This window comes from Leptothrix mechoopdaensis (SeqCode) (genome assembly GCF_053893855.1).
This window is the reverse complement of record NZ_CM132699.1, coordinates 2,905,280-2,929,840: the sequence shown is the minus strand read 5'-3', so window position 1 is coordinate 2,929,840 and position 24,561 is coordinate 2,905,280. Positions and strand designations below refer to the sequence as shown.

General features: G+C 67.8%; 19 protein-coding genes. 12 read left to right on the top strand and 7 right to left on the bottom strand.

What is annotated here, in order from left to right:
• From ACWA7K_RS12705 to ACWA7K_RS12680, 6 genes are all read left to right on the top strand, one after another.
• Positions 1-1,053 (top strand): LacI family DNA-binding transcriptional regulator, encoded by a 1,053-nt coding sequence (locus ACWA7K_RS12705; protein ID WP_456210135.1) that lies wholly within the window; start codon positions 1-3, stop codon positions 1,051-1,053.
• A gap of 88 nt (positions 1,054-1,141) precedes the next feature.
• Complete coding sequence (locus ACWA7K_RS12700; protein WP_456161772.1) at positions 1,142-2,224, top strand: Gfo/Idh/MocA family protein; 1,083 nt, start codon at positions 1,142-1,144, stop codon at positions 2,222-2,224.
• A 42-nt stretch (positions 2,225-2,266) separates the two neighbouring features.
• Positions 2,267-3,031, top strand: coding sequence for a sugar phosphate isomerase/epimerase family protein (locus ACWA7K_RS12695; protein WP_456161771.1), 765 nt, complete (start codon positions 2,267-2,269; stop codon positions 3,029-3,031).
• Positions 3,032-3,067: 36 nt separating this feature from the next.
• Positions 3,068-4,123: a sugar phosphate isomerase/epimerase family protein gene (locus ACWA7K_RS12690; protein WP_456168802.1), complete on the top strand. Its 1,056-nt coding sequence runs from the start codon at positions 3,068-3,070 to the stop codon at positions 4,121-4,123.
• Positions 4,124-4,145: 22 nt separating this feature from the next.
• A complete protein-coding gene (locus tag ACWA7K_RS12685; protein ID WP_456161770.1) occupies positions 4,146-5,321 on the top strand; it encodes a Gfo/Idh/MocA family protein in 1,176 nt (391 codons plus the stop codon).
• A 37-nt stretch (positions 5,322-5,358) separates the two neighbouring features.
• A complete protein-coding gene (locus tag ACWA7K_RS12680; protein WP_456161769.1) occupies positions 5,359-7,857 on the top strand; it encodes a glycoside hydrolase family 3 protein in 2,499 nt (832 codons plus the stop codon).
• A 495-nt stretch (positions 7,858-8,352) separates the two neighbouring features.
• Here the strand turns inward: ACWA7K_RS12680 and ACWA7K_RS12675 are convergent, their stop codons facing one another.
• The 4 genes from ACWA7K_RS12675 to ACWA7K_RS12660 form a co-directional block, all read right to left on the bottom strand.
• Complete coding sequence (locus ACWA7K_RS12675) at positions 8,353-9,771, bottom strand: diguanylate cyclase (RefSeq protein WP_456161768.1); 1,419 nt, start codon at positions 9,769-9,771, stop codon at positions 8,353-8,355.
• 326 nt (positions 9,772-10,097) lie between these two features.
• A complete protein-coding gene (locus ACWA7K_RS12670; protein ID WP_456161767.1) occupies positions 10,098-10,388 on the bottom strand; it encodes a TNT domain-containing protein in 291 nt (96 codons plus the stop codon).
• 152 nt (positions 10,389-10,540) lie between these two features.
• Entirely contained in the window at positions 10,541-10,933 is a 393-nt protein-coding gene (locus ACWA7K_RS12665; protein ID WP_456161766.1) for a hypothetical protein, read from the bottom strand.
• Positions 10,933-14,127 (bottom strand): hemagglutinin repeat-containing protein, encoded by a 3,195-nt coding sequence (locus ACWA7K_RS12660; protein ID WP_456168800.1) that lies wholly within the window; start codon positions 14,125-14,127, stop codon positions 10,933-10,935. Before ACWA7K_RS12660 ends, ACWA7K_RS12665 begins: the two co-directional genes overlap by 1 nt.
• 92 nt (positions 14,128-14,219) lie before the next feature.
• On the opposite strand from ACWA7K_RS12660, the gene ACWA7K_RS12655 reads away from it, so the two are divergent.
• Positions 14,220-14,462: a hypothetical protein gene (locus tag ACWA7K_RS12655; protein WP_456161765.1), complete on the top strand. Its 243-nt coding sequence runs from the start codon at positions 14,220-14,222 to the stop codon at positions 14,460-14,462.
• Between the two features lie 60 nt (positions 14,463-14,522).
• On the opposite strand, the gene ACWA7K_RS12650 is transcribed toward ACWA7K_RS12655, so the two are convergent.
• The 3 genes from ACWA7K_RS12650 to ACWA7K_RS12640 are packed head-to-tail and all read right to left on the bottom strand — an operon-like array spanning position 14,523 to position 18,119.
• Positions 14,523-15,449, bottom strand: coding sequence for a GGDEF domain-containing protein (locus ACWA7K_RS12650; protein ID WP_456210133.1), 927 nt, complete (start codon positions 15,447-15,449; stop codon positions 14,523-14,525).
• 49 nt (positions 15,450-15,498) lie between these two features.
• A complete protein-coding gene (locus ACWA7K_RS12645) occupies positions 15,499-16,959 on the bottom strand; it encodes a glycoside hydrolase family 32 protein (protein WP_456161763.1) in 1,461 nt (486 codons plus the stop codon).
• 47 nt (positions 16,960-17,006) lie between these two features.
• Positions 17,007-18,119: a LacI family DNA-binding transcriptional regulator gene (locus ACWA7K_RS12640; protein ID WP_456161762.1), complete on the bottom strand. Its 1,113-nt coding sequence runs from the start codon at positions 18,117-18,119 to the stop codon at positions 17,007-17,009.
• Positions 18,120-18,462: 343 nt separating this feature from the next.
• Between ACWA7K_RS12640 and ACWA7K_RS12635 the strand changes: the two genes are divergently transcribed.
• Genes ACWA7K_RS12635 through ccoG form a run of 5 tightly spaced genes read left to right on the top strand, consistent with a single transcriptional unit; the run spans position 18,463 to position 24,392 of the window.
• Complete coding sequence (locus tag ACWA7K_RS12635; RefSeq protein ID WP_456161761.1) at positions 18,463-19,728, top strand: sugar ABC transporter substrate-binding protein; 1,266 nt, start codon at positions 18,463-18,465, stop codon at positions 19,726-19,728.
• 52 nt (positions 19,729-19,780) lie between these two features.
• Positions 19,781-20,902, top strand: a complete 1,122-nt coding sequence (locus ACWA7K_RS12630; RefSeq protein WP_456161760.1) for a carbohydrate ABC transporter permease — start codon at positions 19,781-19,783, stop codon at positions 20,900-20,902.
• Between the two features lie 55 nt (positions 20,903-20,957).
• Positions 20,958-21,833: a carbohydrate ABC transporter permease gene (locus ACWA7K_RS12625; RefSeq protein WP_456161759.1), complete on the top strand. Its 876-nt coding sequence runs from the start codon at positions 20,958-20,960 to the stop codon at positions 21,831-21,833.
• Between the two features lie 55 nt (positions 21,834-21,888).
• Positions 21,889-22,896, top strand: a complete 1,008-nt coding sequence (locus tag ACWA7K_RS12620; protein WP_456161758.1) for an ABC transporter ATP-binding protein — start codon at positions 21,889-21,891, stop codon at positions 22,894-22,896.
• Positions 22,897-22,952: 56 nt separating this feature from the next.
• Entirely contained in the window at positions 22,953-24,392 is a 1,440-nt protein-coding gene (ccoG, locus tag ACWA7K_RS12615; RefSeq protein WP_456161757.1) for a cytochrome c oxidase accessory protein CcoG, read from the top strand.
• The last annotated feature ends 169 nt before the right edge of the window (positions 24,393-24,561 follow it).

The following is a 24,561-nucleotide window of genomic DNA, read 5'->3' as shown; positions in this document are numbered from 1 at the left end:
GTGAGCACGATCCGGGACGTCGCCAAGCTCGCGGGCGTCGGCGTGGCCACGGCATCGCGTGCGCTGTCCGGCAACGGCTCGGTGGCCGAGGAGACGATCGCCCGCGTGCGGGTCGCCGCCGAGCGGCTGGACTACCGCCCGTCGAGCATCGCGCGGGCACTGTCGCTGCGGCGCTCGGGCGCCATCGGCGTCTACGTGCCGGCCTTTGACGTGGCTTTCTACTCGGCCATCCTGATGAGCGTCGACGAGGTCCTGCGCGCCGCCGGCCGTCACATGATCGCGGCCAACGGCTGCGGCCACGGCTCGCTGCGGCAAGAGGCGCTCGACGGCATCGACTTCCTGATCGAACGCGACTGCGACGGCCTGCTGATCGCCAGCCACAGCCTGACCGACGACGACATCGGCGGCCTGCTGCAGCGCCGGCCGCGCACGGTGATCCTGAACCGCATCGTCGCGGGCCACGAGGACCGCTGCTTCTCGGTCGACCACGGCCTGGCCGGCATCCTGGCCGCCCGCACGCTGATGAGCCAGGGCCACCGCGAGATCGCCGCGATTGCCGGTCCGGACGATGCACCCGACAACGTCGCGCGCATGCGCGGCTTCTATGCCGAGCTGGCGCGGCACGACATCCTCGTGCGGCCCGAACACCAGGCCGGCGGCAGCTTCGAGTTCGCCACCGGCGACAAGGCCACGCGCCGCATGCTGCCGGCGCTGCGCGGCGAGGTCGCCGGCGCGCCGCGTGTCACCGCGCTGTTCGTCGCCAACGACCTGATGGCCATGGCCGCCATCAGCTGTCTGACCCAGGCCGGCCTGCGCGTGCCCGACGACGTGTTGGTGCTGGGCTACGACGACTCGGCCTTCGCCCGCTACACCGCGCCGCCGCTGACCACCGTGCGCGTGCCGATCGCGGCGGTCAGCGCCGACGGCTGCCGGCTGCTGCTCGACGAGTGTTACGACGCCGGCCTGCCGGTGCAGCGCGGCCACCTCGCCGAGGTGGTCTGGCGCGGCACCGTCGCCGCCGGTCCCCATCCGCCGCAGGGGCCCTCGCCCTGAACGCCGTCCCGCCTGGCGATCCCGTGATCGTCAGGAACCCCGATCCCGTCGGCCTTCCGGCCGTTCGACCCTCCACCACCAGCCCACCATGACCACCACCCTCGGCATCATCGGCACCGGGAACATCTTCCCGGCCTACCTGCGCAACATCCTGCGCGCCCAGCGCAGCGGCAAGCTGCGACTCGTCGGCGTGGCCGACGGCGACATGGCCGCGGCCCAGCGCCGCGCCACCGAGTTCGGCCTGGTCGCCATGACGGTCGACCAGCTGCTGGCCAGCGAGGCCCAGGTCATCCTCAACCTGACCCCGCCGCTGGCCCACCACGCGATCGGCATGAAGGTGCTCGGCGCCGGCAAGCACCTGTTCTCGGAAAAACCGATGGCCGCGACCTTTGCGCAGGGCCTCGAACTGGTCGAGACCGCCCGCAAGGCCGGCCTGCGGCTGGGCTGCGCGCCCGACACCTTCCTGGGTGCCGGCGCGCAGACCGTGCGGGCGCTGCTCGATGCCGGCACGATCGGCGCGGTGCGGCACGGCTACGGCTTCTTCATGAACCACGGCCCGGACCACTGGCACCCGAACCCGGCCTTCTTCTACCAGCCGGGCGCGGGCCCGCTGTTCGACGTCGGCGTCTACCACCTGACGCATCTGGTGAATCACTTCGGCCCGATCCAGGCGGTGCGGGCCATCGCCCACAAGACCCATGCCGTGCGCACCATCCCGCTGGGTGAACGCGCAGGCCAGAAGCTGCCGGTCGACGTGGCCACGCACGTCATCGCCCACCTCGACTTCGCCAGCGGCCCGCAGATCGTGCTGACCAGCAGCTTCGACGTCTGGAAGCATGACCACGAGCCGTTCGAGTTCTACGGCGACAACGGCACGCTGCTCGGCCCGGACCCGAACAAGTTCGGCGGCAACGTGCGCTGGAACGTCCAGACCGGTGACTGGCAGCGCGCCGCCGACAAGCGCCCGTACCACGCCAATGCGCGTGGCCTGGGGCTGGTCGACATGATCCGCGCCATCGCCGAGAACCGCCCGCACCGCTGCAGCGCCGAAATGGCCCTGCACGTGCTGGAGGTGATGGAAGGCACGCTGAAGGCGGCCGACCAGGGCGGCCCCGTCACGCTCGCGACCACCTGCGAGCGCCCGGCCCCGCTCGACACCAAGCTGTTCTGAAGCCCCGTCTTCACCCCCTACCCGACCCCACAGGAGATGACCATGAAGGCATCGGTCCAGATCTATTCCATCCGTGAATCCGGCGACCTCGACCACCAGATGGCGCTGCTGCGCCAGACCGGTTTCGAGTGGGTCGAGAGCGTCGCCACGCACGGCCTGTCGGCAGCGGACTTCGCCGCCAAGCTCGATCAGCACGGGCTGAAACTCTCGTCGATGCACGTCGGACTGGCGTTGCTGGAGAGCGAGGCCGAGCGCGCCCGCCTGATCGAGACCTGCCAGCTGACCGGCTGCCGGCTGATCATCATGCCGTGGCTGCCGATGGGCGAACGCCCCGCCACCGGCGCGGGCTGGGTCGCGCTGGGCCAGCGGCTGGCCGGCCTGTCGGACCTGCTGCGCGCGGCGCTGCCCGACCTGCGCGTGGCCTATCACAACCACGAATGGGAGCTGCTGAGCTACGACGGCCGCCCGGCACTGGACTGGATCTTCTCGGCCGCCACGCCCGCGCAACTGGGCTGGGAGGCCGACCTCGGCTGGGTGCGCCGTGCCGGTGCCGACCCGCTGGAATGGGCCACCCGCCACGGTGACCGCCTGCTGGCGGTGCACGCCAAGGACATCGCGCCGCACGGCACCAAGGTTGCCGAGGACGGCTGGACCGTGCTGGGCCAGGGCATCGTCGGCTGGCCGGCCCTGTTCGCGGCGCTGAAGTCGCGGGTCGACCTGTTCGTGTTCGAACACGACAAGCCGGTCGACTTCGAGGCCACGCTGCGCGGCAGCCGCGCCTGCCTGCGCGAGCACCTGGGCGTCTGATCGAGGAGAGACCCGATGAACACGAGCCATTCGGCCCTGAGCCCGATCCGCGGCCCCGGCATCTTCCTGGCCCAGTTCGCTGGCGATGCGGCGCCCTTCAACTCGCTGGACAGCATCGGCCGCTGGGTCGCCTCGCTCGGTTATGCGGGCGTGCAGATCCCCAGCTGGGATGCGCGGCTGTTCAACCTGGCGCTGGCCGCCGAGAGCCAGACCTATTGCGACGAGGTGCGCGGCACGTTGGCCCAGCACGGCCTGCAGGTCACGGAGCTGTCGACCCATCTGCAGGGCCAGCTGGTGGCGGTGCATCCGGCCTATGACCTGCCGATGGACGGCTTCGCGCCCGAAGCACTGCGTGGCAAGCCGGCCGAACGCACGGCCTGGGCGGTCGAACAGCTCAAGCTCGCGGCCCGGGCCTCGCAGCGGCTGGGCCTGACGGCGCACGCGACCTTCAGCGGCGCGCTGGCCTGGCCGTATCTCTACCCGTGGCCGCAGCGGCCCGCCGGGCTGGTCGAGACCGCCTTCGACGAACTCGCGCGGCGCTGGCGGCCGATCCTCGATGCCTTCGATGCGGCCGGTGTCGACGTCTGCTACGAGGTCCATCCGGGCGAGGACCTGTGCGACGGCGCGAGCTTCGAGATGTTCCTCGAACGCGTGGGCAACCACCCGCGCGCCAACCTGCTCTACGACCCCAGCCACTTCGTGCTGCAGCAGCTCGACTACCTGGCCTACATCGACTGCTATCACGAGCGAATCAAGGCCTTCCACGTCAAGGACGCCGAGTTCAACCCGACCGGCCGGCAAGGTGTCTATGGCGGCTTCCAAGGCTGGAAGGACCGGGCCGGGCGCTTCCGCTCGCTGGGTGATGGGCAGGTCGACTTCACCGCCATCTTCAGCAAGCTGACCCAGCACGGCTACCAGGGCTGGGCGGTGCTGGAGTGGGAGTGCTGCATCAAGCATCCGGAACAGGGTGCGGCCGAAGGTGCTCCCTTCATCCGCGACCACCTGATCCGCGTGGCCGAGAAGTCCTTCGACGACTTCGCGGCGGCCGGCACGGACGAGGCCGCCAACCGCCGCATGCTCGGCATCGCCTGAAACAGGACCGGAGGATCACGCGATGAGCCAGTCACACGACCCGCGCGGCGAGCTGCGCCCGATCCGCCTCGGCATGGTCGGCGGTGGCCAGGGCGCCTTCATCGGCGCCGTGCACCGCATCGCCGCCCGGCTCGATGGTCAATACGAGCTGGTCGCCGGCGCGCTGTCATCGGACGCCGACCGCGCCCGCGCCAGCGGTGCCGAACTCGGCATCACCGCCGACCGGTGTTACGCCGACTTCCGCACGATGGCGCTGGCCGAGGCCGCCAGGCCCGATGGCATCGAGGCCGTCGCGATCGTCACGCCCAACCACCTGCACCACCCGGTCGCCTGCGCCTTCATCGACGCGGGCATCCACGTCATCTGCGACAAGCCGTTGACCACCACGCTGGCCGATGCGCTGGACCTGCGCGCGCGGGCGGCGGCGCGTGGCGTGCGCTTCGCGCTGACGCACAACTACAGCGCCTACCCGCTGATCCGCGCGGCCCGCGCGATGGTCGCCGCCGGGCAGCTCGGCAGCGTGCGCATCGTGCAGGTCGAGTACGCGCAGGACTGGCTGGCGGGCGACCTTGAGGCGACCGGGCAGAAACAGGCCGCGTGGCGCACCGACCCGGCGCTGGCCGGTCCGGCCGGCTGTCTCGGCGACATCGGCACGCATGCGGCGCAACTCGCCGAGTTCGTCAGCGGGCTGACCCCCGCCGAGATCAGCGCCGACTGCACGACCTTCGTGCCGGGCCGGCGCGTCGATGACCACGTCCAGGTGCAGCTGCGTTATGCCCAGGGCGCGCGCGGCCTGCTGTGGGCCAGCCAGGTCGCCTGCGGCGAAGAGAACCACCTGCGCCTGCGCGTCTACGGCACGAAGGCCGCCCTTCACTGGGACCAGGACACGCCCAACGAGCTGACCTGGCACCCGGCCGGCGAACCGGCCCGCCGCCTGACCCGTGGCATGGCCGGCCTGCCCGACGTGGCCGCCGCCGCGACCCGCACGCCGCCGGGTCATCCCGAGGGCTACCTCGAAGCCTTCGGCAACCTCTACCGCGACTTCGCCGAAGACCTGCGCGACGCCCGCGCCGGCGGCACCACGCCAGCGCGCGTGCCCGGTCTGGACGACGGCGTGCGCAGCCTCGCCTTCGTCGAGGCCGTGCTGGCCAGCAGCCGCGCGAACGCCGCGTGGACGGCGCTGGCCGTGCCGGCCTGAAACCCTTTCCTGATCGAGCTTTCCGACCGAGACCCCCATGACCGAACCCGTGAACATCGAAGCCCTGCTGGACGCCCTGAAGCTGGAGGAGCAGGTCAGCCTGCTGTCCGGCGCCGACTTCTGGACCAGCGTGCCGATCCCGCGCCTGGGCGTGCCCGCCTTCAAGGTGACCGACGGCCCGAACGGCGCGCGCGGCGGCATCTTCAAGGACGGCCCGCGCACCGCCTGTTTCCCCGTCGGCATCGCGCTGGCGGCGACCTGGGACACGGCGCTGATCGAGCGCACCGGCGCCGCGCTGGGTGTCGAGGCGAAGCAGAAGGGCGCGCAGGCGCTGCTCGCGCCGACCGTCAACCTGCACCGCACGGTCTACAACGGCCGCAACTTCGAATGCCACGCCGAAGACCCGTGGCTGTCGTCCGAGATGGCGGTGGCCTACGTCCGCGGCCTGCAGTCGACCGGCGTGGCCGCGACCATCAAGCACTACACCGGCAACGAGAGCGAGCACCAGCGCTTCACCATCAGCTCCGAGGTCGGTGAACGCGCGCTGCGCGAGCTGTATCTCGTGCCCTTCGAGCGGGCCGTCAAGGAAGCCGGCGTGATGTCGGTGATGACCGGCTACAACCGCATGGACGGCACCTACATGGCCGACCACGTGCGCCTGGTCCAGCAGGTCCTGCGCGACGAGTGGGGCTTCGACGGCCTGGTGATGAGCGACTGGTTCGCTGAACACGACACCGTCCAGGGCGTGCTGGCCGGCTGCGACCTGGAGATGCCCGGCCCGACCCGCGGCCGGGGCGCCAAGCTGGTCGCCGCCGTCCACGAGGGCCGCATCAGCGCTGAGGCGGTGCGCACCTGCGCCGGCCGCGTGCTGCGGTTCGCGCAGCGGCTCGGGCGCTGGGAAGACCCGGTGATCCCGGCCGAACGGGCCGAGAACCTGCCCGAGCACCGCGCGCTGATCCGCCAGCTCGGCAGCGCCGGTGCGGTGCTGCTGAAGAACGCCGCGCAGGGCGGTTCGGCCGCCTTGCCGCTGAAGCTCGAAGCGGGCCGCCAGGTCGCGCTGATCGGCCGCGCCGCCAAGGTCCCGCAGATCATGGGCGGCGGCAGTGCCAACGTGAACGCGCACCACCGCATCGTGCCGGCCGACGCGCTGGCGCAGGCCTGCCCCGGCGTGCGCTTCACGCACCACGACGGCGCCGACATCCACCGCTACGTGCCGGTGCTGGCACGCCCGGTCGAATGCCAGATCTTCGCCACGCCGGACCTCAGCGGCCCGGTCGTCGGCGTCGACCGGCCGACCAGCAGCGAGGCGGCATGGATCGGCACGCTGCCGCCGGGCCTGCCCGAGCTGAAGCCGTTCTCGGTGCGCGTGACCGAGCGCTACGTCGCCGAGGCCGACGGCCTGCACGCCTTCTCGCTGATCGCCGCCGGCCCCTGCCGCATGAGCCTGGACGGCCAGCGCGTGATCGACTTCTGGGACGACTGGCGTGCCGGTGACACCTACTTCACGCAGGGCTGCAACGAGATCGTCCACACCCGCACGATGCGCGCGGGCGAGTCGGTCGAGATGGTGGTCGAGCACAGCACCGCGATCCCGGCGGCGGCCGGCGAGGTCCAGCTCGGCTTCCACGTGCTGCGCATCGGCGCGGCCCGGCTGCTGGGCGAGTCCGACATCGCCGAGGCGGTCGAGGCGGCCCGCCAGGCCGACGTCGCGATCGTCTTCGCCGGCCTGAACGCCGAGTGGGACAACGAGGGCCTGGACCGCCCCGGCATCGCCTTGCCCCACGGCCAGAACGAGCTGATCACCCGCGTGGTCGCCGCGAACCCGAACACCGTCGTGGTGCTGCAGAGCGGCTCGCCGCTGCTGCTGCCGTGGCTGGATGCGGTGCCGGCGGTGCTGCAGGCCTGGTATCCCGGCCAGGAATGCGGCGACGCCATCGCCGACGTGCTGACCGGCGCGGCCGAACCCGGCGGTCGCCTGACCCAGACCTGGCCGCTGCGGATGGAAGACACCGTGGCCTACGGCGACCCGCTGCAATACCCGGGCGTCGACGGCCGCGTGGTCTACGGCGAGGGCGTCTTCATCGGCTACCGGCATCACGAGGCCAACGGTCATGCCGTGCAGTTCCCGTTCGGCTACGGCCTGGGCTACACGACCTTCGAGCAGACCGGCCTGACGCTGGACCGCAGCACGCTGCAGCCCGGCGAGACGCTGACGGCCACCGTCACCGTGCGCAACACCGGCGCGCGTGCCGGCAGCGAGGTGGTGCAGCTCTACGTCCACGACGTCACCAGCACCCTGCCGCGCCCGCCGCAGGAGCTGAAGGCCTTCACCAAGGTCACGCTGCAGCCGGGCGAATCGCGCACCGTCAGCCTGACCGTCGGCATGCGCGCCTTCGCCGCCTACGACGTCGACCGCGCCGCCTGGTGGGCCGAATCCGGCGCCTTCGAGATCCGCGTCGGCTCGTCATCCGCCGCGATCCACCAGCGCGCAGCGGTGACGCTGGCGGCGGATTGGCTGGAGCCGGTGCGGCGCTGAGGCGTGCGTCGCCGGAGGGCGACGAGGCGTGGCGCGTTGGACGTTGGCCCGATGCCATCCGGTAGGTCGGACACCTCTGGTGTCCGACGGGGTCTTGCACGAAGACACCGAGCGAAGGCACGAACCCCCTCCCCCTGGCGGGGACTCCCCCTTGGCAGGGGGAGAGTTGACCGGGGACTGCCGGGCCGATGAGCGCCGCGCTTTCAACTCTCCCCCTGCCAAGGGGGAGTACCCCGGGCACCGGGGGGAGGGGGTCAGCGGCCTGTCCTGGCACACCTTCGCCACTTCCACGCGCATCAAATGCGTCGCCGGAGGGCGACGTGGATGGGCGCCATGAACGTCAGGTCGAGGCCCCCGGTAGGTCGGACACCTCTGGTGTCCGACGGGGTCTTGCACGAAGACACCGAGCGAAGGCACGAACCCCCTCCCCCTGCCAAGGGGGAGTACCCCGGGCACCGGGGGGAGGGGGTCAGCCCCCGTCACGCAACGCGCCCATCACCCGCTGCACACGCTCCTGTCCCGCCCGCCGCGCTTGGCGGCGTAGAGGGCCACGTCGGCGCGTTGCAGCAGGTCGTCGAGGTGTTCGCCTGGGCGGACCTGGGCGATGCCGCAGGAGAAGGTGACGCGGTGGGCGGCGTCCGGGCCGGTGCCCCAGCTGGCGGCGAGTTCCTGGCGCAGGCGCTGGATCACGGCGGCGCTGTCGGCGGCGTTCAGGCCGCGCAGCACGATCAGGAATTCCTCACCGCCGAGGCGGCCGATCGCGTCGTCCGGGCGGACGTTGCGGCGGCAGACGTCGGCAAAGGCCTTCAGCACGCGGTCGCCTTCAAGGTGACCGTGCTGGTCGTTGAGCGCCTTGCTGCGGTCTGAGCCGCCGCCTGTGGCACCTTTCAGGGCCTGGCCCGTGGCCTGCAGTCCGTCGAGCAAGCCGCCGCTCAGGCCGACGCTCAGCCCGCTTTGCCTGAACCTCTGCTCGGTGCTCTGGCTGCCGGTTTCGCGGGCTTCGGTGATGGAGACGTTCTTGGCGGCAATGTCGATGTTGCCTTCGGGGGTAAGCACGTCGGAGCCGGTCTGGGTGTAGGCCCGCCCCCTCAGGTTCACATCGCCACCGATGGCGCCCACGGTGCTGGCTGCAGTGGTGGTGCGGGTGTCCTGCGCAGCGCTGCTTTGCCGCTGGCTGCCGATGCTCAAGCTGATGCCGCCGCTGCTGAGCAGGCCGCTCTTCGTGGTTTCGTCGAAGTTGCTGCTGCTGCGCGTGTTCTGAGCGGCCTCGATGCGCAGGTCGCCGCCGGCATCGATGTCCAGTCGCTGGTCGGCCAGCACGTTGGAGCCCTGGATGCGGGTGTCGCCAGCACTGCGGATGGCCACCGTCTTGCCGCCGAGTTCGCTGGCCTGGGCGGTGGTGGACTGACTGTTGCTGCGCTGCGTGACGGTGGAGGAGCCCAGCAAGCCACTGGCATGGGCGTGGCTGGCCATGGCGATGCCGTAGCTGTCTTGGCCGGCTTCGAGCGTCACGTTGCCCTGGGTGCTGCTCACGCTGAGCGCGTCTTTTGCGTTGACCTGTGCGGCGCGCATGGCGACGTCCCGCGTGGCGGCGATGGCGACCGACCCACCACCGCTGATGGTGCTGCCCACCTCCTTGCCTTCCTGCACGCGAGCGTCGTTGGCCGCGTCGTGGGTCACATCGCTGCTCATGCCGGTCTGCACGGTGCCCAGCGTGACCTTGCCACCCGCGTTGATGCGGGTCTGGCCGCTGCCGGCGTTGCCGCCGAAGAGCTGACCGTTGGCGGCCAGGTCACCTGCCTTGGGCGCCAGGTAGACCAGGGGCGCCAGCGCGGTTGTGCGACTGCCGTCGGGCAGGGTGACGGTCTGCTTTGTATGGGCGTCGTTGCTTTGGTCGTTGCGAAGTGTCTTCAAAGTTCAAGCGGCGGATAAATCACAGGAAAGGGCGTAATCGGTTTAAGACCGGACGTAACCCGATACCTTGCATAAGAGACAGCGTCCCAAGGGTTGGAAAACGTAGATACATTTATTCGCTCGCCGCGCTCTCCAACGAAAACTAACCATTTATCTCCCTCGTTGACAAAACTCCATTCGCCACTATATGAATCCCCTCCCATTGCGATATTGCAATTCGGATTTAAATCTCGCCAAGGTTTGAGCGCCCGTCGGAGCGCGTCAAATGCATTTACGGTTTCCTCTTGGTTTGTGTGACTAGTCATTGCATATATCCTCAATTAAATTCACTTAACAAGATAGCCGTTTTTAACAAGGTAATCGACGTCTACGCGCAAGGAGGTTCCACTTGGAGTAATAACGCGAAATTGAACTCCGCCACCAGTTTTATCAAAAGCTGGTGCGACATCAGCCTTCTCCACTGTGAATGGCTTGATTACTGTGAACTGGGAGTAGCCATCAGCTTTTGAGCCCGGAGGCAATGCTCTTGCATCGTAGGGTACACCTTCAGGTGATAGGTATGTACCTGTTGGTGGTCCATAGCGATCCACCTTTGTGCCTGGCTGCAACGTAACCATCTGCTGTGTCCCTGGCACCGCACCGTCATTCGGTGCATGCTTTTGCCAATCCCATTCGCCGCCAGAACGTGTTGAATCGGGCTTGCGAAATTGGGCTTGCTGAAGATCAGGCGGTGGGTTTGGTGATTCATGGCGCCGTTCCCTCAAAATCCTCAGTGGTTGCGCTTGATAGTGCCGGGGCGTTGGTTTTCTCGCATCTGACGGGGAAGGCGACGCTCTTTTGTGTATTCAGATGCCCAGAACTCCTCATGCGTCATGCCCCCACGCAAAAATCCGGCAAGTTCGTAGTATGGGTTTGTCAATGCCGGGAAGGCCAAAATATCTCCAAAGATTCTTGGATTGACGTATTCAATTAACGGAAATGGCTCCTCCATTTCCTTGGCGATGCACAAATCCAAGATCGGTGCGAGATGGTTCAGCTCTTGGTCGATGATCTCTTGCTCGTAATACCCAATGACTTTCTCTCTGAACTCAAGCATTGCGTTGCGCAATTCCAATGCACAACGTGCTAACTCATCATGGTCGAGTTTGAACGGTGTTGCCATCACTGGCCTCCAATCTTGAAGGGAGTCAGTTTGGGTTCGGTCCACTGACTGCGGTCGGGAATCAGTCTTTGAGTGGCATTGCCTACCGCCGTTGGGCCTGCTTTGTTGGTGGCCGTGGCCACATCAGACTGGTAAACCGTTGGTGTGGCATCGGGTTTGGGCTGCACTTCATAGACTTTGAATCCGGTGCTTTGGCTGCCCGAAGGCAAGCCCAATATGTCGTTGGCCAGTGACGGATTTTGTCGAATGCGTTGCAATTGCGCTCCATCAACGAAGTAAGGTGAATCTGATTTCGGCCCATACGCGCTGCTATCGGGCACCAACTTGTACAACTTCGTCTCCGCTGTGGCCTGTATTGGCACGGGGACTGAGCTGCCGGAGTTAATCAACTCTTTCATCTTGTCTTGAGCCCCGGCCCCAAACGTCGCCTGCAAGTCCTGTGTCAATTGATTCTTGATGCTTGCAGGCACTTGTTCGGTCGGCAGTCCATGCGTCTGGAAGTTGTTTTCGCTGGTGTGCGTTGGCGCTACGTAGGTTGAATCTGCGGGTGCAGTGTTCGTTTTGCTCAACGTGGTGTTGGCCGTTTTTGCCTCATCAGCCAGTATATTGATTTTTGCAGTCTCGGCAATTTGAGCCCCCGACTTCGCCTCTCGCACCGCCTTGTTCAAGTTGCCACCAGCACCCCCGGGCATGGTCAACGCCCCTGCAATCTCGTTGCCGCTGGTGGCTGCGGTAAGCGCTTGATAGGCGGTCTGGTATTGCGGATTACCCGTTTGTTGGTACATCAGCGCCAGCGTGTCTTTGCCCAAGTTGGCCACCTGCCGCATGCTGTTGTCAGCTTCGTTGATCTGCAGTTGAAGGTTCGCCCTTTGGATCGGGTCTGCGGTATTGCGCAGATTGGTTTCAAGTCCGCTCTTGAATTGGGCCAGCCCGTTCATGTCTGACGACAGCTGTTCCATGGTCTTGAGGTTGGCACTTTCACTGCCTTGCAGAACTTTGTCTTCTGTTCGGATGTTGGCTGATTGGCTTACCTTGTCCCAGGTGTTGGTGACATTCTTTCTGCAAGCATCGGATGTACAAGCAGCCAATTGTTGTTGCTTGCTTTGAAGCTGGGCATGGGTCAGGTAGTTGTTGGCCGTCGCATTGAAGGCTGTGGCCGCGCCCGCTGTACCGCCCGTGGCTGCGCCCACTGCGGTACCTGCAGCCAGCACCAGTGCTTGTTTGAGTTCTGTGGGTAGATTCGCTTCTTTGAGGGCCTGGCCCGCTTGGTTGATCACGGCTTGGCTGCTGGCTGCCCCCATCGCCCCTTGTACCCCTCCCGTCAATCCCCCCACCACCGCATGCAGCGCCACCCGGCTTGCGCCGCCTTCCTTCCACGTTTCCATGCCTGCCGCGTCGTTGTTCTTCTCGGCTTCTGCGAGTTTGGTCTGCGCATAGTCACCCACCACCTTGCTCGCCTGCTTGCCAAACTCGCTCGTGATCGCCACCTGCGCATTCACTTCGGCCTTCACCTGATCTTTGTTGAAGATCGCGGTCAGGCCGGTTTCCTTGTCGCCCGTCCTGACCGCCTGGTTGCCTGCCACGCCCGAGATACCCGATGTCGTCGTGCTTTGCGCGCTGCCCTTGTCGCGGCCCACGCCCGCGCCGCTGGGTGATACCTTGCCGCCGCTGGTGCCCATGCCCACGCTCAGGCTCTTGGCCTCGTAGCTGGCGGTGTTTTGCAGGTCGGTCGTCGTCACCGTGCCGCCACTCTGGAAATTGTTCCTGCCTTCCTGCACGGCCTTTTCCGAACTGCTGATCTGGGCGCCCGTCAGCGTGGTATTGCCTTTGACGCTGACCTGAAAACCCCCGTCCCCCGCCCGGATCGCGCTTTGCTCGGCAACGCTGCGGTATTGGCTGTCAATCTTGCTCAGGCCCACGTTCACGCTGCCGCTGGCGCCTGCGCCTGCCATCATGGAGCCGCCGGCGCTCTTGCTGCTTTCCTGGAATTGCTGGGTGTCTTGCAGGCTTTCCATCTTCAGGTCGCCACCCACATTCGCCGTGACCTGGTCGGCCTTGACCACCGCACCCTTGAGCGTGGTGTTGCCGCCCGACTCGATGTTCACCGCTCGGCCCGCCACATGCGTGTTGGTATAGCTCACGCCATTGCCCGCACCCTGGCCCGTGGCCTTGCTGGCGCTCGCCGTGAATCCCATCCCGCCACCGCCGGCACCAAATTGGATCGCCACGCCCACGCTGCCGCTCTTGCTATCGGTGCTGCTGCTTTCGGTGGTGGTGTTTTGTGCGGCCAGCAGATTGACCTCGTTGTCGGCTTGCAGGCGAGTGGTGCCCGCCGCCTTGATATCGCTGCCTTGCACCGTCAGGTTGCTGTTTTGTCCATCACCAGTGGCCTTGATCGTGATGTTGCCGCCCGCATTCACGCTGGATCCCCGGGCGTTGTCTGCGCCGCTGCGTTGTCGGGACTGGCTGCTGCTCGATCCCAGACTGACGCTGATGCCCACGCCACCGGCCTTGTCCGCGGCGTTGCCGTCCTTGACGCTTTGCCCCGCTTTCAACTCATCCGCCCCTTGCATGAGATTCATCGCCGCATTGGCACCCGCGAGTGCTTGCATGCGGCTGCTGCCGGTGTTGCCTGCGGCTTGGATCTGGCCTTGTGCGGTTTGCAGCGCAGACAGCACCGGGCTGGTGATGGACAACGTCAGCCCGCTTTGCCTGAACTTCTGCTCGGTGCTCTGGCTGCCGGATTCGCGGGCTTCGGTGATGGAGACGGTCTTGGCGGCAATGTCGATGTTGCCTTCGGGGGTGAGCACGTCGGAGCCGGTCTGGGTGTAGGCCCGCCCAGCCCTCAAGATCACATCGCCACCGATGGCGCCCACGGTGCTGGCTGCAGTGGTGGTGCGGGTGTCCTGCGCAGCGCTGCTTTGCCGCTGGCTGCCGATGCTGAAGCCGATGCCGCCGCTGCTGAGCAGGCCGCTCTTCGTGGTTTCGTCGAAGTTGCTGCTGCTGCGCGTGTTCTGCGCGGCCTCGATGCGCAGGTCGCCGCCGGCATCGATGTCCAGTCGCTGGTCGGCCAGCACGTTGGAGCCCTGGATGCGGGTGTCGCCAGCACTGCGGATGGCCACTGTCTTGCCGCCGAGTTCGCTGGCCTGGGCGGTGGTGGACTGACTGTTGCTGCGCTGCGTGACGGTATCGATTCGAAAGCAGGGCAGTTCGTCAGGGGGAGTCGGTGTGGGTCGTGGCCCGGAATATCGAGCGGGAGCCGCACATCGGGTGAGGACTGCAGGGCTTGTTGCTGGTGCTGCTCTCGCTCGCGTGCTTGACGATCCGCATCAGCGGCGCGTTGCAGGTCAACGGCGATGGGGTTGCCCGGGACCTGGGCCTGCACCAGCGGGGCCTGCAATACACCTGTCAGCGCCATGACGGCGCAAGCGAGCGAGCTGGACAGTTTGTTGGCGGTTGCTGCTTGGTTCACCCAAGCAGTCTTGACATTCTGGGAGCTGGGATCTATCGCACAAACTTGCAGGCTTGATGCGTGTCCCTATTCGAATATGGCGACTGCAATGCCCGGAGGTTGCAGGCCCTCATTCGCTCACCCGCTGCACACGCTCCTGTCCCGCCCGCCGCGCTTGGCGGCGTAGAGGGCCACGTCGGCGCGTTGCAGCAGGTCGTCGAGGTGTTCGCCTGGGCGGACCTGGGCGATGCCGCAGGAGAAGGTGACGCGGTGGGCGGCGTCCGGGCCGGTGCCCCAGCTGGCGGCGAGTTCCTGGCGCAGGCGCTGGATCACGGCGGCGCTGTCGGCGGCGGTCAGGCCGCGGAAGACGATCAGGAACTCCTCGCCGCCAAGGCGGCCGATCGCGTCGTCCGGGCGGACGTTCTGGCGGCAGACGTCGGCAAAGGCCTTCAGCACGCGGTCGCCTTCGAGGTGACCGTACTGGTCGTTGATCGCCTTGAAATGGTCGAGGTCGATCAGCGCCAGGCTCAGCGGCGGGGCCGTGCCTTCGGGTGAGCCGTTGCCGGACCACTCCAGCGCGGCGGCCGCCAGCATCAGCACGTGGGCGCGGCTGCTCAGGCCCGTCAGGGCGTCGGTCTGGCTGGCCTGCACCGCCTCGTCGTGCAGCCGGCTGATGTTGGCCTCGGTCTGCTTGAGCGCCGAGATGTCCGTGCCCAGCGTCAGCAGCCAGCCGTCGGGCTGCAGCGTCTCGGTGAACAGGATCCAGCGGCCGTCCTGCAGGTCGGTCGTGACCGAGCGATGTGGCTGGCTGCGGCGGCGCTTCAGGATGTCGACCAGGAAACCCTCGACGTCACCGCTGTCGATGCGCACGCCGATGCGCTCGCGGTGGCCGTGGCGCAGCACGTCGGCAAACGGCATCGGCAGGCTCAGACCCGGCAGGAAGGTCGACAGGTAGGCGCGGTTGGCGTGCCTCAGCACGTCCTGAGGATCGAACAGCGCAACCAGCAGGCCGCTGGCCTCGAAGGCGTCGAGCAGCCGCGTTTGCGTGTCGTCGGGTGAGTCCATGTGCCGGATACGTCCTCGGCGCGCCCGGTTCGGACGCCACCGGAGAGTGTCACCGCGACACGCTGGGCGTAGGTGAACCGGGGCCTGCAGCCGGATGGATCAGCGCGGGCCGGGCGTCGGCCGAGCCGCTCTCGTGGATCGTGCCCATCGTCCAGGCCGACAGGTCCAGCGTGGCCGGACCGTCGCTGAAGGCGCTGGCCCGGACGCTGTCGGCCAGGGTCGGGTAGAGGCGCGTGCTCAGGCAGATGCGGTCGTTGGCGTAGACCTCCAGCACGCTGCCGTCGAGCAGCACGCGCAGGTCGAGCGCCTCGTCGGGCGCCAGCGCCAGGTGCGCGTTGACGTTCTGGTGCCGCACGTCCGGACTCAGCGAGCTGCGTTCGCGCTCGATGCTCAGGCGCCGGGCGTCCTGCCAGTAGACGATGCGGGTGGTCTCGCGGCCGTCGGCCGAGCTCAGCAGCGTCAGGCCGACCTTGCCGCGGTCGCGGCCGCTGAAGCGGGCCTCGATGTCGAGCACGCGGCCCGCGAAGGTCGCCCGCACGCCGGTGTCGGTGCCGCTGCGGTGGATCGCCACGGCGTCGCGGCGCAGTTGCGTGATCTCGGCGATGGGGCGCAGGTTCAGGCGGCCCCGGGCGTCGATCGACAGCTCGCGCGGCACCGTCATCGCGCCGGCCCAGCCGTCGGCGTCGATGGCGGACTGTTCGCGCTGCTCGTTCATCCAGGCCCATTGCAGCGTGCGGCCGTCCGGGGCGCGCATCGTCAGGTGGGCGAAGGCGCCGGCATCGACGTCGAGCTCGCCGTCCCATTCGGGGATGAAACGTTCGTTCTCGAACCGGCCGACGAAGGCGTGCACGCCCAGGCCCAGCCACAGCGACACCGTGAGCACCCACTTGTCGCCGACGGGGAAGAAGTTCGGGCATTCCCACATGCGGCCGAGCCGGTCGCTGGGTGACGTGTAGAGCGCGCCGCGATGTTCCCAGCTCACGCCGTCGTCGCTGCGGTAGAGCAGGGCCTGGCCGTGTTCATGGTCCAGCGACGCGCCCAGCACCATGTACCAGCGGCCGTCGTGGCGGAACACGTAGGGGTCGCGGAAGTCGTGCGGCTCGACGCCCGGCGGCGGCTCGACGATCGTGCGCTGCGGCTGCAGCGTCCAGCGCAGCAGGTCGTCGCTGACCGCCGCGCACTGCACCTGCCGCTCGGCGGTGTAGCCGGTGTAGTAGACGGTCGGCTGGCCGTCGACCACCGCGTAGCTGCCCGAGAAGCAGCCGCCCGCGTCCGGGCCCTGCGCACCGTCCGGACCGATGGTCGGGGTGGGCGCCAGCGCGATCGGCTCGTCGCGCCAGGTCACCAGGTCGGCGCTGCTGGCGTGGCCCCAGTGGATGTCGCCCCACTTCGAGGCGTTCGGGTTGTACTGGTAGTAGAGGTGGTAGCGCCCGCCGTGGAAGGCCAGACCGTTGGGGTCGTTGATCCAGTTCGACGGGGCGGTGTAGTGGAAGACGGGGCGGTGCGACATCGGGTGGGGCGCTCGGTGACAGTCGTCGGAGGGTGTGGGGCGAAGGCTCAGGCCGCCTTGCGGCCGGCCTTGGTGCTGGCCTTTGTGCTGGACTTGATGCGTGACAACGCCGGCACCGAGTCGCGCACGACAAGGTCGCCAGGCACGCGTGACCAGGCCTCGCCCGCGTCGGCGCCGGTGCTCGCGCCGGCCATCAGGCCGAGCAGGCGTTGCACCGCCAGCTGGCCCATCTCGAAGTAGGGCAGCACGACGGTGCTCAGGCGCGGCCGGGCGGCCTCGCAGATCACCTCGTCGTTGTCGTAGCCGATGACGGCGATCTGGCCGGGCACGTCGACGCCCAGGGCTTCGAGCTCGCGGATCGCCTCCAGCGCCATCACGTCGTTGCCCAGGCACAGGGCGGTCGGGCGCTGCGGCATCTGCAGCAGCCGGCTCAGGGCCGGGCGCAGCGGCAGGAAGGGGTCGCGCTCGCGGATGTCCGAGCCGACCTGCGTGGGGCAGTGCTGCAGGTCCAGGCCGTGTCGCGTGCAGGCGTCCAGGAAGGCGGCCTTGCGCAGCCGGCCGGCGACCATGTTCTCGTCGATGCCGATGTAGCCGATGCGGCGGTGGCCACGCGCGACCAGGTGGTCGACCACGCGGGCCTGGCCCAGGCCGTCGTCGGGCACCACGGCGGGCGTGCCGGCCAGGTCGAAGCAGTTGACCAGCAGCAGCGGCGTGTCCTGGATCGGCGGCAGCAGCACCTGCTGGTGATACGGCGCGGCGTAGATCACGCCCTCGACGCGGTGCGACGCGAAGGTCTTCAGCAGCCGGGCGACTGCCGCCGCGTCTCCCGCCCGGCCGGCGCCGATGTCGGCCGCCAGCATCGTCTTGCCGGCCGCGCTGCAGGCCATCTGCGCGCCGCGCAGGATGTTCAGGTCCGACAGGCCGGCACGGGTCTTGGCGATGTCGATGTCGCTGAACAGCCCGGTGATGAAGCCGATCAGCCCGGACTTGCCCGAACGCATCAGCCGCGCGCCGCGGTGCGGTTCGTAGCCCAGCATCTCGATCGCGCGCTGCACCTTCTCGAAGGTCTCGGGGCTGATGCGCGGCTCGCGGTTGACGACCCGCGAGACGGTCTTGATGGAGACGCCGGCGAGCTGCGCGACGTCGTGGATGGTGGCCATGGGTTGGGGGACTGCGGTGGTGGCTGCGGCTCGGATCATGCCGGACACGACGACCGATCATGACAACGTGAGACATGGTCATCGTCCGGGAAGCGTCCGGCCCTGTCAAGCGCAGCTTCGTGTCGCTTCGTCCGGATCCCTGAAGCCGGGTAGCCGCTCGGGGGACAAGCCCGATCAATAAGGGTCACGCCTGGCATCTAGGGCTTGCTCTCAGGCAAGGGTTTGCCCGGATTCCGACGGCATCGCCACGAAATCTACAGTCCGGTCCGCCATGACAACATTGTCATTCGCGCATCGACATCCGCCAGTCAGTCCGATCCGACCATCCACCCAGGAGCCCGCCATGACCGTCTCGTCCCCTCTGCGTCGCAGTCTCTTCGTCCTCGGCCTGGCCGCCCTGGGCGCCACCGCCGCCCAAGCCCAGACCACGCTGTCGATGTGGTACCACGGCGCCGGCAACCCGGTCGAGAAGGAGCTGATCGCCGGGATCATCAAGGACTTCAACGCCAGCCAGAAGGAATGGAAGGTCGAGCTGCAGCAGTTCCCGCAGGAGGCCTACAACACCTCCGTCGTGGCCGCCGCCGTGGCCGGCAAGCTGCCCGACATCCTCGACGTCGACGGCCCGGTGATGCCCAACTGGGCCTGGTCCAAGTACATGCAGCCGCTGGCCCTGCCGGCCGGCGCGATCGACAAGTTCCTGCCCGGCACGATCGGCAAGTGGAACGGCAAGGTCTACTCGGTCGGCCTGTGGGACGCGGCCTGCGCGATCTTTGCCCGCAAGTCGGTGCTGACCGAGAACAAGATCCGCATCCCGACGCTGGACAAGCCCTGGACCAAGGCCGAGTTCGACGCCGCGCTCGTGACGCTGCAGAAGAGCGGCAAGTTCGAGTACCCGATCGACATGGGCATGGCGTGGAAGGGCGAGTGGTACTCGTATGCCTTCGGCCCCTTCCTGCAGAGCCACGGTGGCGACCTGCTGAACACCGCGACCCCGAAGGCCAACGGCACGCTCAACGGCAAGGCAGGCGTCGAGTTCGGCACCTGGTGGCAGAGCCTGTTCGCCCGCAAGCTGACCCCCGGCACCTCGCAGAGCGGCGCCGAGCGCGAGACCGGCTTCCTGGACGGCAAGTACGCCCTGCAGTGGAACGGCAACTGGGCCGCGCTGCCGGCGCTGAAGAAGTTCGGCGATGACCTCGTGTTCCTGCCGGCGCCCGACTTCGGCAAGGGCTCGAAGATCGGTGCCGCCTCGTGGCAGTTCGGCGTCTCGGCCACCACCAAGAACGCCAAGGGTGCCAACGCCTTCATCGCCTTCGCGCTGAAGGACAAGTACCTGGCCGCCTTCTCCGACGGCATCGGCCTGATCCCGTCGACCCCGGCGGCTGCGGCGCTGACGCAGAACTACAAGAAGGGCGGCCCGCTGGAGGTGTTCTTCGCGCTGTCGGCCAAGCAGGCCACGCTGCGCGCCTCGACCCCGGGTTATGCCGGCGCGTCCAGCGAGTTCGAGAAGGCCATGGCCGACATCGCCAACGGCGGCAAGGTGGCCGATGCGCTGGACAACGCCGCCGACGCGATCGACGCGGACCTGAAGAAGAACAACAACTACCGCTGATAGCGGCACCGCACCCACACGCACACGCACACGCATCCGCGAGGCGACGACCATGACGCAGACCCCGATCCCCACGACGACGAGTGCCCCCGGCGCCGCCCGCGCGCGTCGATCGGGCCTGCTGATGGTCTCGCCCGCGATGCTGCTGATGGGGCTGTTCCTGATCGTGCCCTTCGTGCTCGCCTTCGCGATGTCGTTCACCAACCAGCGGCTGGTGTCGCCCAACCCGACGCAGTTCGTCGGGCTGGAGAACTACCGCCAGATGCTGGGGCTGGGCGTGCTCGTGCTGGCGCCCGAGAAGGACGCACAGGGCGCCGTCGCGCGTGAAGCCGACGGCAGCCCGACCTATCCGAGCCTGCGCGACTACACGCGCGGCAACCCGGACTACCCGCATCTGGACCGCAAGCGCGAGTGGTTCCATCTGGACTGGACCGGCGATAGCCGGCTCTACGTGCTCGCCAGCGACGTCATCTTCATGAAGGCGCTGGTCAACACGGTCCTGTTCGTCGTCGTGGTGGCGCCGGTGCAGGCCTTCCTGGCGCTGCTGCTGGCGATGCTGATCAACCAGCCGCTGCGCGGCATCAACGTCTTCCGCACCATCTACTTCATGCCGGTGGTGATCTCGATGGTGGTGGTCGCCTTCCTGTGGCGCTTCATCTATTCGGGCGACAGCGGCCTGCTGAACTCGCTGCTGCAGCAATTGACCTTCGGTGCCTTCCAGCCGGTCGACTGGCTGGGCCAGCCCGGCACGGCGCTGTGGGCCATCATGGCCATGTCGGTCTGGCAGGGCGTGGGCTTCCACATGATCGTGTGGCTGTCGGGCCTGCAGACGATCCCCGTGTCGCTGTACGAGGCCGCCGCGCTCGAAGGCGCGTCGAAGTGGCAGGTCTTCCGCTACGTGACCTGGCCGGGGCTGCGCAACACGGCGATCCTCGTCATGGTCGTCATCACGATGCAGGCCTTCACGCTCTATCCGCAGATCGACGTGATGACGCGTGGCGGGCCGCTGGACTCGACCCAGTCGCTGGTCTTCCAGGCGGTGCAGCGCGGCTACGGCAAGCAGGACATCGCCGGCGGCTCGGCCATCAGCGTCTTCCTGTTCCTGTTCGTGCTGGCGATCTCGCTCGGCCAGCGCTGGCTGACGCGCGAGAAGAAGACCGCGCAGGGCCATTGAGCCCCGGCGTCGAATCATCGAGCGGCCACCGTCGCCATCGAAGGAGTCTCACGACATGAGCCACCCCCTGCTGCCCCACGTGGCCCGGCGCGCGCTGAACTACGTGCTGCTGAGCTGGATCGCGCTGGTCTTCATCTTCCCGATCGTCTTCATGATCGTCTCGTCGCTGAAGCCGGACCTGCAGCTGCTGCGCGACGCCACGTCGCTGCGGGCCTTCCTGCCGGTCGGCGACATCTCGCTGGACAACTACCGCGCGGCCTTCGAGCGGGTGCCGATCGGCCACTTCATCCTGAACTCGGTGATGGTCACCGGCATCACGATGGTGCTGTCGCTGGCGGTCTGCTCGCTGGCGGCGTTCGCCTTCGTGTTCCTCGAATTCCCGGGCCGCAACGTGCTGATGGCGGTCGTGCTGGCGACCTTCATCGTGCCGTTCGAGTCGATCGCGATCCCGCTGCTGCTGGTGGTCAACAACCTGCCGTGGATCGGCGCCGAGGGCCTGACCATCGGCTGGCTGAACTCGTACCACGTGCAGATCATCCCGTTCATCTCGGATGCGCTGACGATCTACCTGTTCGTCCAGTACTTCCGCGACCTGCCGCGTGACCTGGTCGAGGCCGCCCGGGTCGACGGCGCGAGCTACTTCCAGATCTACCGCCGCGTGATCGTGCCGCTGGCCGGACCGGTGTTCGCGACCGCCGCGATCCTGAAGTTCCTGGCCATGTACAACCAGTACCTCTGGCCGGTCATGTCGGCCCAGTCGGAGGACTACCGCCCGATCATGGTCGGCCTGCAGTACTTCTTCCAGCTCAACATCGCCTGGGGCGAAATGATGGCCTACCTCACGGTCATCACCGTGCCCGTGCTGCTGTTCTACCTGAGCCTGCAGCGTGCGTTCATCGCCTCCATCGCCTCGACGGGTGTCAAGGGTTGAGGCTCACCGCGTGAGCCTGCCCTGACCCGTTCCCCCAAGCCCGAGGATCTTCTCCATGCATGACGTCCGCCTCTCCGGCATCCGCAAGTCGTACACCTCCGGCACCACCGTGATCCCCGGGCTGGACCTGGAGATCCCGGCGGGCTCCTTCACCGTGCTGGTCGGCCCGTCGGGCTGCGGCAAGTCGACGCTGCTGCGCATGGTCGCGGGGCTGGAGTCGGTCAGCGGCGGCCAGATCCTGATCGGCGGGCGCGACGTGACGCAGCTCGAACCGGCCGAACGTGGCATCGCGATGGTGTTCCAGTCCTATGCGCTGTACCCGCACATGACGGTGGCCGAGAACATCGGCTTCCCGCTGACCATCGCCCGCAAGCCCAAGGCCGAGATCGACGCCGCCGTGCGCAAGGCCGCCGACGTGCTGCAGCTGGGCCACCTGCTGGAGCGCACGCCCAAGGCGCTGTCGGGCGGCCAGCGCCAGCGCGTGGCGATCGGCCGCGCGATCGTGCGCAACCCGTCGGTCTTCCTGTTCGACGAGCCGTTGTCCAACCTCGATGCCTCGTTGCGCGGGCAGATGCGCGTCGAGCTGGCCGACCTGCACCGCCAGATCGGCGCGACCATGATCTACGTCACCCACGACCAGGTCGAGGCGATGACGATGGCCGACCAGATCGTCGTGCTCAACAAGGGCCACATCGAGCAGGCCGGCTCGCCGATGGACCTTTACCGCCAGCCCGCCACGCCCTTCGTGGCCGGCTTCCTGGGCTCTCCCAGCATGAACCTGTTCGACGGCGCGCTGGCCCGCGAGATGGGCTGCGAGACCTACGGCGTGCGGCCTGAGCACATCGACATCCAGACCGGCGACGAGGGCCGCTGGCCGGCGACGATCCGCCACATCGAGCACCTGGGCGCCGACTCGATCGTCTACGCCGACGTGCGCGAGGTCGGCACCTTCACCGTGCGGGCCGAAGGCGAGCTGGACCTGCGCATCGGCCAGGCCGTGCGCCTGAGCCCGCGCGCCGGCTACGAACACCGCTACCAGGGCGGTCGTCGACTCGCGACCTGAGACCGTGAACCGAAGCGTTCGATAAGATGCACGACCCGTGCAACTTATCGAACGCGATGAAACCGCCTCCGTCCGCCGAACCCGTCCGGGTGTCGCTGTTCCAGAAGGATGCCGACATCTACCCGCGTGCCGTGCACGGCTGGTTCGCCGGCTGGCGCTGGCTGTTCGTCTGGCTGACGCAGCTGTTCTTCTACGGCATGCCGTGGCTGCAGTGGGGCGGGCGACAGGCGCTGCTGTTCGACCTGGAGGCGCAGCGCTTCTACATCCTCGGGCTGGTGCTCTACCCGCAGGACCTGATCTACCTGGCCGCGCTGCTGGTGCTGTCGGCCCTCGCGCTGTTCCTGTTCACGGCGGTGGCCGGCCGGCTGTGGTGCGGCTACAGCTGCCCGCAGACGGTCTACACCGAGATCTTCATGTGGGTCGAGCGCCGCTTCGAGGGCGACCGCATCGCCCGGATGCGGCTCGATGCCGCCCCGTGGTCGGCCGGCAAGGTGCTGCGCAAGGGCGGCAAGCAGGCCGCCTGGCTCGCGATCGGCCTGCTGACGGGCGCCACCTTCGTCGGCTACTTCACGCCGATCCGCGAACTGGCCCAGGCGCTGGCCAGCGCGACGGTGTCGCCGTGGAACCTGTTCTGGATCGCCTTCTACGGCCTGGCCACCTACGGCAACGCCGGCTACCTGCGCGAGCAGATCTGCAAGTACATGTGCCCGTACGCGCGTTTCCAGAGCGCGCTGATCGACCGCGACTCGCTCGTCATCGCCTATGACCAGGGGCGCGGCGAGCCGCGCGGCTCGCGGTCGCGCAAGGCCAGCGCGGCCGGGCTCGGGCAGGGCGACTGCATCGACTGCACCCTGTGCGTGCAGGTCTGCCCGACCGGCATCGACATCCGCAACGGCCTGCAGAACGAGTGCATCGGCTGCGCCGCCTGCATCGACGTCTGCAACGGCGTGATGGACAAGATGGGCAGCCCGCGCGGGCTGATCCGCTACTCGACCGAGAACGGCGTGGCCGGCGGCTGGAGCCGGGCGCAGATGTTCCGCCGCGCGCTGCGACCGCGCGTGCTGGTCTACGCCACGCTGCTGGCGGTCGCGGTGACGGCCTTCGGCATCAGCGTCGCGCGGCGTCAGCCCTTCCAGTTCGATGTCATCAAGGACCGCGGCACGCTGGCCCGGGTGGTCGACGACGGCCAGGTCGAGAACGTCTACCGCCTGCAGGTGATGAACCGCGGCGAGCGCGAGCAGGTCTACCGGCTGGCCGTCAGCGGCCTGCCGGGCCTCGTGGTCGACAGCCGCGAGCTGCGCGTGGCGCCGGCCGGCATCGGCTCGCTGGTGGTGGCCGTCCACGTGCCGGCCGAGTCGGTGCAGGCGCTGCAGGGCCGCACCGTGCCGCTGCAGTTCGAGCTGACGCAGCTGGCGTCGACGCGGGCCGGGGGTGGGGTGGCCGAGGTGGCCGAGGTGATCTTGCGCGAGCCGTCGACGTTCTTCGTGCCGCGCTGAAGGTCGATCTGAAGGTCGAACTGAAGGGGCCGTTGCCGCCCGCCCTTGCGCTGCATCAAGCCGACGCGCGGGGCGGTCTCGCAACATAGGTGCATGTCGGATGCAGCTTAAAGGCGAGCTGCGGCACGACGCGGCAACGCAAGCCTGGTGATGACGCCGGCAACCCCCC